At 67.3% G+C, this 13863-nt stretch carries 13 protein-coding genes; 3 read left to right on the top strand and 10 right to left on the bottom strand.

What is annotated here, in order from left to right; translation table 11 throughout:
* Window positions 1-4 precede the first annotated feature (4 nt).
* The 3 genes from ACZ5IQ_RS14550 to ACZ5IQ_RS14560 form a co-directional block, all read right to left on the bottom strand.
* Window positions 5-1057, bottom strand: a complete 1053-nt coding sequence (locus ACZ5IQ_RS14550) for an AAA family ATPase (RefSeq protein ID WP_212811517.1) — start codon at window positions 1055-1057, stop codon at window positions 5-7.
* Between the two features lie 9 nt (window positions 1058-1066).
* The gene (locus ACZ5IQ_RS14555; RefSeq protein ID WP_212811516.1) at window positions 1067-2104 is read right to left on the bottom strand and encodes an aliphatic amidase; all 1038 of its coding nucleotides are present in this window, start codon (window positions 2102-2104) and stop codon (window positions 1067-1069) included.
* A gap of 185 nt (window positions 2105-2289) precedes the next feature.
* Window positions 2290-3363 carry a substrate-binding domain-containing protein gene (locus ACZ5IQ_RS14560; RefSeq protein WP_244872559.1) on the bottom strand — a complete coding sequence of 358 codons (1074 nt, stop codon included), beginning with the start codon at window positions 3361-3363 and terminating at the stop codon, window positions 2290-2292.
* 103 nt (window positions 3364-3466) lie between these two features.
* On the opposite strand from ACZ5IQ_RS14560, the gene ACZ5IQ_RS14565 reads away from it, so the two are divergent.
* Window positions 3467-3880 (top strand): MarR family winged helix-turn-helix transcriptional regulator, encoded by a 414-nt coding sequence (locus tag ACZ5IQ_RS14565; RefSeq protein ID WP_244872558.1) that lies wholly within the window; start codon window positions 3467-3469, stop codon window positions 3878-3880.
* A 2-nt stretch (window positions 3881-3882) separates the two neighbouring features.
* Here the strand turns inward: ACZ5IQ_RS14565 and ACZ5IQ_RS14570 are convergent, their stop codons facing one another.
* Genes ACZ5IQ_RS14570 through tkt form a run of 6 tightly spaced genes read right to left on the bottom strand, consistent with a single transcriptional unit; the run spans window position 3883 to window position 10674 of the window.
* Window positions 3883-4251 (bottom strand): ATPase, encoded by a 369-nt coding sequence (locus ACZ5IQ_RS14570; protein ID WP_212811515.1) that lies wholly within the window; start codon window positions 4249-4251, stop codon window positions 3883-3885.
* Between the two features lie 2 nt (window positions 4252-4253).
* Window positions 4254-4988: a 6-phosphogluconolactonase gene (pgl, locus tag ACZ5IQ_RS14575; protein ID WP_406774683.1), complete on the bottom strand. Its 735-nt coding sequence runs from the start codon at window positions 4986-4988 to the stop codon at window positions 4254-4256.
* The gene (gene opcA, locus ACZ5IQ_RS14580; protein WP_406774682.1) at window positions 4981-5892 is read right to left on the bottom strand and encodes a glucose-6-phosphate dehydrogenase assembly protein OpcA; all 912 of its coding nucleotides are present in this window, start codon (window positions 5890-5892) and stop codon (window positions 4981-4983) included. The genes pgl and opcA overlap by 8 nt, the downstream gene beginning before the upstream one ends.
* Complete coding sequence (gene zwf / locus ACZ5IQ_RS14585) at window positions 5889-7448, bottom strand: glucose-6-phosphate dehydrogenase (RefSeq protein WP_406774681.1); 1560 nt, start codon at window positions 7446-7448, stop codon at window positions 5889-5891. Before zwf ends, opcA begins: the two co-directional genes overlap by 4 nt.
* A complete protein-coding gene (gene tal, locus ACZ5IQ_RS14590; protein WP_406774680.1) occupies window positions 7445-8554 on the bottom strand; it encodes a transaldolase in 1110 nt (369 codons plus the stop codon). The genes zwf and tal overlap by 4 nt, the downstream gene beginning before the upstream one ends.
* 26 nt (window positions 8555-8580) lie before the next feature.
* Window positions 8581-10674 (bottom strand): transketolase, encoded by a 2094-nt coding sequence (tkt, locus tag ACZ5IQ_RS14595; RefSeq protein WP_406774679.1) that lies wholly within the window; start codon window positions 10672-10674, stop codon window positions 8581-8583.
* Between the two features lie 228 nt (window positions 10675-10902).
* Here tkt and ACZ5IQ_RS14600 point away from each other — a divergent pair, with 228 nt between their 5' ends.
* Window positions 10903-11916 carry a heme o synthase gene (locus ACZ5IQ_RS14600; protein ID WP_346415678.1) on the top strand — a complete coding sequence of 338 codons (1014 nt, stop codon included), beginning with the start codon at window positions 10903-10905 and terminating at the stop codon, window positions 11914-11916.
* A 29-nt stretch (window positions 11917-11945) separates the two neighbouring features.
* The gene (locus ACZ5IQ_RS14605; protein WP_464481471.1) at window positions 11946-12875 is read left to right on the top strand and encodes a DUF1214 domain-containing protein; all 930 of its coding nucleotides are present in this window, start codon (window positions 11946-11948) and stop codon (window positions 12873-12875) included.
* Here the strand turns inward: ACZ5IQ_RS14605 and ACZ5IQ_RS14610 are convergent.
* A complete protein-coding gene (locus ACZ5IQ_RS14610; RefSeq protein ID WP_133427668.1) occupies window positions 12872-13846 on the bottom strand; it encodes a quinone oxidoreductase family protein in 975 nt (324 codons plus the stop codon). The two genes, ACZ5IQ_RS14605 and ACZ5IQ_RS14610, sit on opposite strands and share 4 nt — an antisense overlap.
* Window positions 13847-13863 lie beyond the last annotated feature (17 nt).

Genomic DNA, 13863 nt, shown 5'->3' on the forward strand with positions numbered 1-13863 from the left:
CGACTCAGGCTGCGCGGTCGGCCAGTGTCACCGCGACGGATCCGTCGATCATCTTCGCCTCGATCACGATGCGCGCGGACGGTGTGGTGCGGCCGCGGAGTACACACTCGGCTGCCGGTGCGATGAGATGGGATCGGATGGTTCGGCGCAACCCACGGGCACCGTAGATCGGGTCGAACCCACAGTCTTGCAAGAACTGCACCACGGCTTCGTCGACACGGAGTTCGACCGATTCGCGGGCCAGCCGCGCGGTGAACAACTCCACTTCGCGCCGGGTCACCTGCCGGGCCGTCGAGGTGCTGAAGGGCTCCATGACGACGGTTTCGTCGATCCGGTTGAAGAACTCCGGGTCGAAGAACTCCTCGACCGCGGCGGTCACCAGACCGTGCATGTGGGTCACCGGATGTCGGCGCCACCGGGACGACCACCGGTGTGCGCGCTGGGCCGTGGCGACGGCCTTGGAACCCAGGTTCGACGTCATGAAGACGTAACTGTTGCGGAAGCTGATGCGTTCGCGCCCGTTCGCGAGCCTCAGCTGGCCGCTGTCGAGCACGTGCAGCAGCGCACGGATCACCGTGGGATCCGCTTTCTCGACCTCGTCGAAGAGCACGATGCCGGGTGTGTACGGATCGCCTTCGATCTTGTTCTTGTCGAACAGGGTGAAGGATTCCTTGCTTCCGGCGTATCCCGGTGGTGCCCCGGAGAACGACGCGGCGTAGTGCTCCTGGGCCAGGGCGGCCATGTCGATTCGGCAGAGGTCGTCGGGCCCGGTGCGGATCTCGGCGGCGACCTGGCGGACCAGTTCGGTCTTGCCGATCCCGGTCGGCCCGACCAGCAGCACGCTGGCCAGCGGGCGACCGGGATCTGCGATACCGGCATGCGCGATCGACAATGCCCGGGCGACGGCGCCGACGGCCTCCGGTTGACCGAGTATCCGCTGCCCGAGTCGGTCGGCGAAGGCATCGGGATCGAACCTGGTGACCGATTTCACGGCGACGTCGTTGATGCGCTGCGGCGTCGCGTTCTGATCGTGAAACATGTCGGTGAGGTAGGGCACGTCGCTCTCTTACGCCTCGACGGTCCGCTCGACGGGCAGGTTTCCCACGCGACAGTCCGCCACACCGACGGTGTCCCGGGTGATCGATTCGACGACTTCCTGAGCCTTCTGCGCGTCGGTCACCCACAGCTTGTAGAACTCGAACGGGCAATCGGCGACACCCTTGTCGCCGTCACCGGCCGCGTGCACGCCGGAGTAGCCGCGGTGCAGCAGTTTGAACAGGTGGTTCTGCGACTGGTCGTTCTGGCGGGCATCTCGAATCGCCGACAGCGACAGCTGCGCGTACTGGATTCCGTACTCTTCCTCGCCGGTTTCGCCCAGGGTGCGGCCGTCGAACCCGACGATGGCCGAGTGCCCGAAGTAGGAGTACACCCCGTCGAAGCCGGCCGCGTTGGCCACGGCGACGTAGGTGTTGTTCGCCCACGCCATCGCCTTGGCCATGAGCACCTGCTGCTCCTTGGCGGGATACATGTACCCCTGGCAGCGCACGATCAGCTCCGCACCCTTCATGGCGCAGTCCCGCCAGATTTCGGGGTAGTTGCCGTCGTCGCAGATGATCAGCGAGATCTTCATGCCCTTCGGCCCCCGGGAAACATAGGTGGTGTCTCCGGGGTACCAGCCCTCGATCGGACACCAGGGCAGGATCTTTCGGTACTTCTGCACGATCTCACCGGTGTCGTCGATGAGGACGAGGGTGTTGTACGGCGGCTTGTTCGGATGGTCTTCGTGGCGCTCACCGGTGATGGAGAAGACGCCCCACGTCTTGGCCTTCCGGCACGCCGCGGCGAAGATGTCGGTTTCGTCGCCGGGGATGGAAGCCGCGGTGGCGTACATCTCCTCGGGGTCGTACATGATGCCCTGAGTCGAGTACTCGGGGAACACCACGAGATCCATGCCCGGCAGCCCGGACTTCATTCCCACGACCATGTCCGCGATCTTGCGGGCGTTGTCGAGGACTTCTTCCCTGGTGTGCAGCCGGGGCATCTTGTAGTTGACGACGGCTACGCCGACGGTGTCCGGGCTCGACGAAATGTCACCATGGCGCATGGCGGTTCTCCTCAAAAGGTAAGGGCTCGAACGGAATACGGACGGAACACAACTGTGGCGATGCCGGGACCACGTCGACACCGGGCACGGTTGCCACCTCAAAAAAGATTCAGATGAAATATCTTCAATTGAAATTAAATGCCCGTTGGCACGGTGTCAACCCGAGCCGGCTGAACCATCGGCCGTCACAATGCGGTCAGGGTGGTGAGCACATCGAAGTCGTATCCGTCGGCCACAGCCAGGTGCACCGGTTGCACCGTCGCGTCCGCCCGGTAGTGCACGGTGCCCCTCGGACCGTCGTACGAGACCCGATCGCTCGTCGCTATGTCGGTCAACTGCCCTGAGCGATGAATGAGTCGGGACAGCAGTTGCAGTCCCTCGTAACAGGATTCGGCGATACCGCTCAGCGGTGGCGCGGTGGGGCCGTGCAGGTCGTGGTAGCGGCCTGTCAACTCCATTGCATTGGCGTCCACCAGCGAGGAAAAGAAGGAGGCGGCGACGAACAATCCTCGGGTGCCGTCCGCCCCGCTGCCCAGCAACATGCTCTCGTCCATCAACGGGCTGAACCGAAGGAACGAGTCGGCGGCACCGAGTGCGGCGCAGGCGCGGTTGAATTCGACCGCGTCCTGGCCCACCAGCAGCATCAACACCGCATCGCATTCCGACGCCATGGCCGCTCTCACGGCCTCCGACATGTCAGCGCGGCCCAGGTCCACGAACCGGTGCCCGACGAGGTCGAGACCGAGATCGCGGGCATACTCACGGACCGCGGCCACCGACGATCGCGGCCACACATAGTCGTCGCCGACGATGAACCAGCGCCGCACCCCGGCGTTCTCCCGCAACCAGCGCAACGCCGGCGCGATCTGGCGGTCCGGAGTCTCGCCGCAGCAATAGATGTCGCGGCGACGCTCGCCGCCTTCGTAGAGGGCGGGGTACACGTAGGGCACCCGGCCCGCGATCACCGGAGCGAGCGCATTGCGTACGGAGGAGATGTGCCATCCGCTGACTGCGTGGATCGTGCCCGTTGTGATGAGTTGATCGATGCGCCGGGCGACCAGGTGCGGGTCGGCCCCACCGTCGACCACCTCGATCTGCACTTCGCGGCCGAGGACTCCGCCGTCGACGTTGAGGTCGTGGGCCGCCAGCTCGCTGACGGCCTCACATGCCGGCCCGAAAACGCCGCCCGGACCCTGCAGGGGCACCACCATGGCCACCCGCCATGCCTCGCCGACAGTGCTGGTGGCCTGCGAGTTCATGACCATTACGTCCTTTGCCGCACCGTCCGCGGACCGGCTATCATCATTTTCAATTGAAAGTATTGCGCTACCCGGCCCAGCGGGCAACACGTAGGAGTTGGTCATGGCGAGCACGGTGTCCCAGCACGACATGACGACGTCGATCACCGCCACGCTGCTTCGCGCAGCCCGCAATCTGACCGCCTGCCTGGATGCCGAACTTCAGGACACCGGGCTCGGCGTCGACCACTGGCTGGCACTCGACGCCCTGGCCGCCGCCGCCGGACTCACGATGGCAGAACTGCAGGCGCTGACGCCGACCCCTGGACCCACCCTGACCCGGGTGGTCGACCGGCTGGTCGTCCAGGCACTCGCATACCGGGAGGTCGACCAATTCGACCGCCGTAAGGTTCGGGTCTTCCTCAGCGAACGCGGCACCCTGCTGCACGACAGCTTGCGTAGCCGGATCGAGCCCGTCGAAGCGCAATGGGCGGCGACCAATCGCCGGCAGCTGTCTGACCGACTCGCCTCGCCGTAGTCCTACGGGGCCCAGTCGCGAACCGACTTCAGGACGCCGCGCAGGACGTTCTCCGTGACCGTGATGGGCGACAGCACCGTCTCGGCGACCCCGACGATGGCCTCGACGCGCGTCACGATCGCCTCCATGCGGTCGACGACGCCGAAGATGCGCGGCGCGAGTTCGTCGATCTGAGTGATGGTCTCGTTGAACCGCGACATCGTGGTGTCGAGGTCGCCGGTCAGCGTGCTGAGGGTCGCCAGGGTGCCTTCCATGTCGACCAGCAGTGCGTCGACCTGGGACACCGTGACGTCGGCGTTGAGTGCCGCCTGCGTGAGCGTCCGGATGCGGCCGCCGACCGGACGCGCGCGGCCATCGCCTTTGTCGACCATGGCTACAGTTTCGCTGCCGCGGCCTCGTCGAGCAACCACACCGTCGCCTCGGTGCCGACGGCGCCGGCCGCTGGAATGTCTTCTGCCGCAGCGCCACCGACCGCGGCCGCGACCGCGTCGGCCTTCTCGGCGCCGGCCACGACGAGCCACACCTGACGGGCCCGCCGGACCGCGGGCAGCGTCAGGGTGATCCGCCGCGGCGGGGGCTTGGGGGAGTCGGTGACGGCGACGACGTACCGTGCCGTCTCGCGCACCGCGTCGGTGTGCGGGAACAGCGAGTTGACGTGCCCCTCGCCGCCCATGCCCAGCAGGTGGACGTCGAATTCCGGTGTCGGCGAACCATTCCCGGCGACCAGGGCCAACTCGTGTTCGTAGGCGGCGGCCGCGGCGTCGATGTCGTCGCCGAACTCGCCGTCGCTCGCGGCCATCGCGTGCACGTTCGCGGCCGGAATCGCGACGGAATCCAGCAGCGCCTCGCGCGCCTGCTTGATGTTCCGGTCGGCATCGTCGGCCGGGACGAAACGGTCGTCACCCCAGAACAGGTGCACCTTGGCCCAGTCGATCGGATGTCCGCCGACGTGCTTGAGCAGCTTGATGCCGGTGCCGCCGCCGGTCAGCACGATGTACGCGACACCGCGGGCCGCGATGGCACCGTTGATGGCCGACACCAGGCGGTCTCCCGCCGCGGTCACCAAAGCGTCTGCGTCGGCGTACTTTTCGATGATCTGCTCAGACATAAACAACCTTGTCCAGGCCCACCAGGGCGCGATGGTAGATCTCGTCGGCATCCAGCCGGCGCATCTCTTCGGCGAGGCAGTCGCGAGCTTCCCGGCGGGCCAGCGGAATGCGGGCCTCCGGCCGGCCGGTGCGGGTGAGCGACGCGGTGACACCAGTCTGCGGGCGGCTCAGGGTGATGGTCTCGGTCGGCCGGGTCAGCACGACTTTGAGTTCGCCGACCGCGCGCTTGACCGGCCCGTCGATGCAGGCCGCCAGCCAGCCGGCCAAGATGTCCAGTGCCGGTTCCTCTTTCAGCCCCGACACCAGTGCTTCGGTGATCGGTTCATACGGGGCCTGATCCAGTGCGGCGGCGAGCAGCGCCCGCCAGTACGTCACCCGGCTCCAGGCCAGATCGGTGTCCCCGGACGTGTAGCCGGCCAGCCGGCTCTTGATGCACGCCAGCGGGTCTTCGCCGTTGGTAGCATCGGTGATCCGCCGGATCGCCAGCTTGCCCAGCGGGTCGGCAGCCGGCACCGCCGGCGCCACATCGGGCCACCAGGTGACCACCGGGGTGTCCGGAAGCAGGAAGGGCGTCACGACGCTGCTGGCGTGGCCGGCCAGTGGACCCGAAAGACGCAGCACCACAACCTCGTTGGCGCCGGCGTCGCGGCCCACCCGGAGTTGGGCGTCCAGGCGCGCTTCGGTGGCCAGCCGGTCGCCCGGGATCACCACGATGACGCGGCACGGGTGTTCGCGGCTGGCGGTGTTGGCCGCGTCGATCGCCTCTTCCAGCATGGCTTCGGTGTCAGGTGCCACCACCAGGGTCAGCACCCGCCCGAGGGTGATGGCGCCGCCCTCTTCGCGCAGGGCGACGATCTTCTTGTTGATCGCACCGGTATCGGTGTCGGGCAGTTCGAGAATCACGGCCGCCTCCATTCGCGGCCGGTGCGCCGCAACATTTCGAACGCCGATTCCGGCCCCCAGGTGCCTGCTTCGTAGGCCTCGGGCCGGCCGCCGGCGCGGTCCTGCGCCGCCCAATGTTGGAGCACGGGATCCAATATCTTCCAGGACAATTCGACTTCGGCGTTGACTGGGAACAGCGACGGTTCGCCGAGCAGGACGTCGAGGATCAGTCGTTCGTAGGCTTCGGGGGAGTCCTCGGCGAACGCCGAACCGTACGAGAAGTCCATGCTGACGTCGCGGACCTCCATGAGATGACCCGGCACCTTCGAACCGAACCGCAGGGTGATGCCTTCGTCGGGCTGCACCCGGATCACCAGTGCGTTCTGCCCGAGCTCGTCGGTCATCGTCGCATCGAACGGCAGGTGCGGGGCCCGCTTGAACACCAGCGCGATCTCGGTGACCCGGCGCCCCAACCGTTTTCCGGTGCGCAGGTAGAACGGCACGCCGGCCCAGCGCCGCGTGTCGACTTCGACGGTGATGGCGGCGTATGTCTCGGTGGTGGACGTCTTCGAGAAGCCTTCCTCGTCGAGCAACCCGACCACCTTCTGTCCGCCCTGCCAGCCGGCGGCGTACTGACCGCGTGCCGTGGTCTCGTCCAGCGGCTCGGCCAGGTGCGTTGCCGACAGCACCTTGATCTTCTCGGCTTGCAGTTCATGCGGCGAGAAGTTGACCGGCTCCTCCAGCGCCGTCAGCGCGAGCAGCTGCAGCAGGTGGTTCTGGATGACGTCGCGGGCGGCGCCCACTCCGTCGTAGTAACCGCCGCGGCCACCGAGACCAATGTCTTCGGCCATGGTGATCTGCACACTGTCGACGTAATGGGCGTTCCACACCGGCTCGAACAACTCGTTGGCGAACCGCAGGGCCAGGATGTTCTGGACGGTCTCCTTGCCCAGGTAGTGGTCGATGCGGAACACCGATGACTCCGGGAACACACTGTTGACGACCCCGTTGAGCGCTTCGGCGCTGGCCAGGTCGTGACCGAACGGTTTCTCGATGACCACCCGGCTCCAGGACCCGTCCGACTTGTTGGCCAGGCCGGACGTCGACAGTTGCTCGCACACCTGCGGGAACGCGTTCGGCGGAATCGACAGGTAGAACGCGTGATTGCCGCCGGTGCCGCGTTCCTCGTCGAGCTTGTGCAACGTGTCACGCAGCCGTTGGAACGCTGCGTCGTCGTCGAACGTGCCCTGCACGAACCGGAATCCCTCGGCCAGTCGGTCCCAGACCTCCTGCCGGAACGGTGTCCGAGCATGTTGTTTGACGGCGTCGTACACGACCTTGCCGAAATCCTCGTCGGCCCAGTCACGCCGGGCGAACCCCACCAAGGCGAACGACGGCGGCAGCAGCCCGCGGTTCGCGAGGTCGTAGATCGCCGGCATGAGCTTCTTCCGGGCGAGATCGCCTGTGACACCGAAGATCACGACCGCGCACGGGCCGGCGATGCGGGGCATGCGCTTGTCACGCTTGTCCCGCAGCGGGTTCACCCAGTCCGTCGGCCGCCCGCTGCTGTCGCTCATTTCAGCGCGTCGAGCTGACCCTGAGTGGCCTCGAGCAGCTCGCCCCAGGACTTCTCGAACTTCTCCACGCCCTCGACCTCGAGGACGTTGAACACGTCAGCAAGGTCGATACCGACGGCCGAGAGCTCGTCGAACACGGCCTGTGCGGCCGCAGCCGTGCCGGTGATGGTGTCTCCGGTGATCTGACCGTGGTCGGCGACGGCCTCCAGCGTCTTCTCCGGCATGGTGTTGACCGTGTCGGCGGCGACCAGCTCGGTGACGTACAGCGTGTCCGGGTAGTCCGGGTTCTTCACGCCGGTCGACGCCCACAGCGGACGCTGCACGCGAGCGCCCTCGGCCTTGAGGTTCGCGAACTGCGGGCCGCCGAAGACCTGCTCATAGGCCGCGTAGGCCAGCCGGGCGTTGGCGACGCCGGCCTTGCCGCGCAGACCCAGCGCCGAGCCGCCGATCTTCTCCAGCCGCGCGTCGATCTCGGTGTCCACGCGGGACACGAAGAACGAAGCGACGGAATGGATCTTGGACAGGTCGTGGCCGGCTTCGCGGGCCTTCTCGAGCCCGGTCAGGTAGGCGTCCATCACGGCCCGGTGCCGCTCCACCGAGAAGATCAGGGTGACGTTGACCGAGATGCCCTCGGCGATCACCGCGGTGATCGCCGGCAGGCCCGCCAGCGTCGCCGGGATCTTGATCAGCAGGTTGGGCCGGTCGACGATCTTCCACAGCTCGATGGCCTGCAGGATCGTCTTGTCGGTGTCGTGCGCCAGGCGCGGGTCGACCTCGATCGACACCCGGCCGTCGACGCCGCCGGTGGCCTCGTACACCTTGGCCAGCACGTCGCACGCGTTGCGGACGTCGTCGGTGGTGACGGTGCGGATGGTGGCGTCGACATCGGCGCCGCGCGACGCCAGTTCGTGCACCTGCTCGTCGTAGGCCGTGCCCTTCGACAGCGCGGCCTGGAAGATCGAAGGGTTGGTGGTGACGCCCACAACGCTGCGGGTGTCGATCAGCTGCTGCAGGTTTCCGGTCTGCAGCCGCTCACGCGACAGGTCGTCGAGCCACACGGAGACACCGGCGGCGCTCAGCGCCGCGAGGTTCGGGTTCTGAGTCATGAGGGTGCTCTTTTCTGAATCGGTTGTCAGTTGTCCAACGAGCGTTCTGCGGCGGCGACGACGGCCTCAGCGGTGAAGCCGAACTCCCGGAACAGGGTCTTGTCGTCGGCCGATGCGCCGTAGTGCTCGATCGAGATGATCTCGCCGGTGTCACCGACCAGCTTGTGCCAAGGCTGCGCGATGCCGGCCTCGACCGCAACACGTGCCGAGACGTCGGGCGGAAGCACCGCGTCGCGGTACTCCTTCGGCTGCGCCTCGAACCATTCCAGGCACGGCATCGACACCACGTAGGCGACGATGTCCTTGTCCGCCAACAGCTTCTGTGCCTCGACGGCCAGCTGTACCTCGGAGCCCGTCGCGATGATGATGACGTCGGCGTCGTCGGCCGGGTTACCGCCGCCGAGCACGTAGCCACCCTTCGCCGCACCTTCCGACGACGTGCCCTCGAGGACGGGTACCCCCTGGCGGGTCAGGATGAAACCGGTCGGGTTGTTGCCGTGGGTGCGCTGCAGGATGGTGCGCCACGTGTAGGCGGTCTCGTTCGGGTCGGCGGGACGGACCACCGACAGGTTCGGGATCGCGCGCAGCGCGGCCAGGTGCTCGATCGGCTGGTGCGTCGGGCCGTCCTCACCCAGACCGATGGAGTCGTGGGTCCAGATGTAGATCGGGTCGATGTCCATCAGCGCGGCCAACCGCACCGCCGGGCGCATGTAGTCGGCGAACTGCAGGAAGGTGCCTGCGAACGGACGCGTCGGGCCGTGCAGCACGATGCCGTTGAGGATCGAACCCATGGCGTGCTCGCGGATGCCGAAGTGCAGCACGCGGCCGTACCAGTCGGCGGTGTAGTCCTCGGTCGAGATCGACGGCGGGCCGAACGACTTCACCCCGTTGATGGTGGTGTTGTTGCTGCCCGCGAGATCGGCTGAGCCACCCCACAATTCGGGCAGCTTGCCGGCCACGTCGTTGAGGACCTTGCCGAACGCGGCACGCGTCGCGACGGCCTTGCTGCCCGGCTCCCAGTACGTCAGGTCGGCGTCCCAGCCCTCGGGCAGTTCGCCGGCCTCCAGGCGGTCCAGCAGCTTTTTGCGCTCGGGCTCCTTGGCGGCCCAGGCGTCGAACGCGACCTGCCACTCGTCGTGCGCCTTCTTGCCGCGGGCGACCAGTTCACGGGTGTGTTCGATGACCTCGGGCTTCACCTCGAAGCTCTTGTCCGGGTCGAAGCCCAGCACCTTCTTGGTGGCGGCGACCTCGTCGGCGCCCAGCGCCGAACCGTGCACCCCGCCGGTGTTCATCTTGGTGGGCGCCGGGTAGCCGATGATGGTGCGCACCGAGATGAACGACGGGCGGTCCGTCACCGCGCGCGCCGCGGCCAGCGCCTCTTCGATCGCGACGACGTTCTCGCCGCCCTCGACCTCCTGCACGTGCCAGCCGTAGGCGCGGTAGCGGGCGCAGGTGTCCTCGGACAGCGCGATGTTGGTGTCGTGCTCGATGGAGATCTTGTTGTTGTCCCACAGCACGATCAGGTTGCCCAGCTGCTGGGTGCCGGCGAGCGACGACGCCTCGCTCGTCACGCCCTCTTCGATGTCGCCGTCCGAGGCGATCACGTAGATGAAGTGGTCGAACGGGCTCTCACCCGGAGCGGCGTCGGGGTCGAACAGACCGCGCTCGTAGCGGGCGGCCATCGCCATGCCGACCGACGACGCCAGACCCTGGCCCAGGGGACCGGTGGTGATCTCGACACCCTTGGTGTGGCCGTACTCGGGGTGGCCGGGGGTCAGCGAGCCCCAGGTGCGCAGCGCCTCGATGTCGGCCAGCTCGAGGCCGAAGCCGCCCAGGTACAGCTGCAGGTACAGCGTCAGGCTGGAATGTCCACACGACAGGACGAAGCGGTCACGGCCGATCCAGTGGGTGTCGGACGGGTCGTGGCGCATCTGGCGCTGGAACAGGGTGTAGGCCAGCGGGGCCAGGCTCATGGCGGTTCCGGGGTGGCCGTTTCCGACCTTCTGAACCGCATCCGCGGCCAGCACGCGCACGGTGTCGACGGCGGCCGAGTCCAGCTCGGTCCAGTCGTCCGGGTGGTGCGGGCGGGTGAGTTCGGAAATCTCTTCGACTGTGGTCACGGGCGCACTCCTACTGAGGGACGTCTCGGGCTCGGCAAATCGCAAGCGAGCTGCATGACTACCCTAGTGCGCGCCGCTGGTGTGGTGCAGACCGCTTCACCTTTGGCCTGTCCGTGATTGGGTTTCCGTTCACCTGAATGCACCCTGCGGTGTGGAGCACTCAGGTGCGCGGTCTACCATCGTCTGTAGTAGAGGCTGCGCGGCCGTGACTTCCGAGGAGATATCTGCGTGAGCATTCGCGAGCGCCGTTCCGTCCACGGGGCACACGGTTTCGGTCCCGGAGCTGCGGCGTCTGACGAGCACGACGCTGCTTCGGGGACCAAGTCGCCGAACCGCGTTCGGGACACGTTGCTGGCCTACATCGCGCTCACCAAGCCGCGTGTCATCGAGCTGCTGCTGGTTACGACGATCCCGGCGATGCTGCTGGCGCACCGCTTCGACGTGGTGGCCAGTCAGGGTCCGATCAAGCCGCTGTTGATCCTCAACACCCTGGTCGGCGGGCTGCTCGCGGCGGCCGGCGCCAACACGCTGAACTGTGTTGCCGACGCCGACATCGACAAGGTGATGAAGCGCACCGCCCGCCGGCCGTTGGCCCGCGCGACGGTGCCCACCCGCAACGCGCTGATCTTCGGCCTGGTGCTCACGGTCACGTCGTTCCTGTGGCTGTGGCGTAGCTCGAATCTGCTGTCGGGCCTGCTGGCGCTGGCGACCATCGCCTTCTACGTCTTCGTCTACACGCTGCTGCTGAAGCGCCGCACCTCGCAGAACGTGGTGTGGGGCGGCGCGGCCGGCTGCATGCCGGTGATGATCGGCTGGTCGGCGGTCACCGGCACCATCCAGTGGCCGGCGCTGGTGATGTTCCTGATCATCTTCTTCTGGACGCCGCCGCACACCTGGGCGCTGGCCATGCGTTACAAGGAGGACTACGAGGCGGCCGGCGTGCCGATGCTGCCCGTCGTCGCCACCGAGCGCGCGGTCACCAAGCAGATCCTGATCTACACCTGGGCCACGGTCCTCACGACGCTCGCGCTCGCGTTCGCCACCGGCTGGCTGTACGCGGCCGTCGCGCTCGTCGCCGGCGTCTGGTTCCTGGTGATGGCGCACCAGCTGTACTCGGGCGTGAAGCGCGGTGAGCCGGTGAAGCCACTGCGCCTGTTCCTGCAGTCGAACAACTACCTCGCCGTCGTGTTCTGCGCGCTGGCGGTCGACTCGGCACTCGCGCTGCCGATGCTGTTCCACTGACCCGCTAGCTTGGGGGCATGCCCCAACCGGTGAGCCCCGACAATTTCGCCCGCGCCGAATCGGACCTGTACTTCTCCGGCATCGTGAACGACGGCGGCGTCGGTGGCTTTCTTCATCATCGCGAACTGAGCTCGATCGATCACCAGGTCGTCATCCGGCAGAACCGCGACACCCTCTACTCGGCCGCGGTGTTCGACCTCGACGCCGGACCGGTCACCGTCACCCTGCCCGACAGCGCGGGCCGGTTCATGTCGCTCCAGGTCATCAACGAGGACCACTACACGACCCAGGTCGCCTACGCCCCGGCGACGGTCGACCTGACACGCGAGGCCGTCGGCACCCGGTACGTGGCGGTGGCCGTCCGCACGCTGGTCGATCCCAACGATGCCGCCGACCTGGCCGCCGTACACGCGCTGCAGGACGCCATCGCCGTCGGGCAGGATGCGCCGGGCACCTTCTCCGTTCCGGAGTGGGACGCTGCCGCCCAGAAGACCGTGCGCGATGCGCTCGTCACACTGGCTACCACACTGCCCGACACCGAGCGGATGTTCGGCACCGCCGCCGACACGGACCCGGTGCGGCACCTGATCGGATCGGCCAACGCGTGGGGTGGCAACCCGCAGCGAGACGCGCTGTACCTGACTGTCGTACCGCCGCGGAACGACGGCACCACAGTGCACCGGCTCACCGTCAAAGATGTTCCGGTGGACGGTTTCTGGTCGGTGACGGTCTACAACAAGGACGGCTACTTCACTGCCAACGAGCAGAACGCCTACTCGCTCAACAACATCACCGCCGTCAAGGACGCCGACGGCTCGACAACGATCCAGTTCGGCGGCTCGGGTGCGGCCAACGTGCTGCCGATCACCCCGGGCTGGAACTACACCGTGCGGCTGTACCGGCCGCGGGCCGAGATTCTCGACGGCGGCTGGACGTTCCCGGTGGCAGAGCCCGTTTAGGGCACCAGCACCACCGAGCCGACGGTCAGGCGGGCCTGCAGGTCGGCGTGTGCGCGGGCGGCGTCGGCCAGGGGGTAGCGCTGGCTGACCGTCACGTTGATGGTGCCGTCGGCGACGGCCTGCAGCAGTTCGCCTGCCCGCCAGGAGAATTCGTCGGCGGTGCGGGTGTAGTGGGCGAGCGTCGGCCGGGTGACGAACAACGAGCCCGCGCTGTTCAGTCGTTGCAGGTCGAACGGCGGCACGGGTCCGCTCGATGCGCCGAACAACGCCAGGGTGCCGCGGACCGCGAGGCTGGCCAGGCTGGCCTCGAACGTGGACGCGCCGACGCCGTCGTACACCGCGGCGACGCCGTTGCCGCCCGTCAGTTCGCGGATCTTCGCGCCGAACTCGGCGGGGTCGTCTGGGTAGTCCAGCACCTCGATGGCACCCGCCTTGCGGGACAACTCGGCCTTGTCCTGGTTGGAGACGGTCGTGATGACCCGAACGGCCATGCTGGTGGCCCATTGCGTGAGGATGAGTCCGACGCCGCCGGCGCCGGCGTGCAGCAGCACGGTGTCACCCTGCTGCACCGGGTAGGTCGACTTGATCAGGTAGTGGGCCGTCATGCCTTTGAGGAGTGCCGCGGCGGCCACCTCAGGCTCCACGCCCTCCGGGACGTAGGCCACGTAATCGGCTGGTGCGACGCAGTATTCGGAGTAGGTGGCGTCTGCCGCGGCGGTGACCACCCGGTCGCCGACCGCCAGCGCGGCGACATCGTCGCCGACCGCGGTGATGGTGCCGCAGACCTCCTGGCCCGGGATATAGGGGACCGGACGCGGGTACAACCCGGAGCGGAAGTACGTGTCGATGAAGTTGACGCCGATGGCCTCGGCCTTGATCAGGACCTCGCCCGGGCCGGGGGTGGGCTCGGGGCGTTCGACGAAGGACAGGACTTCCGGACCGCCGAGTTCGGCGACTTCGATGGCGTGCATGGCACCTATCATTCCAA

Source organism: Mycobacterium toneyamaense (assembly GCF_055384815.1).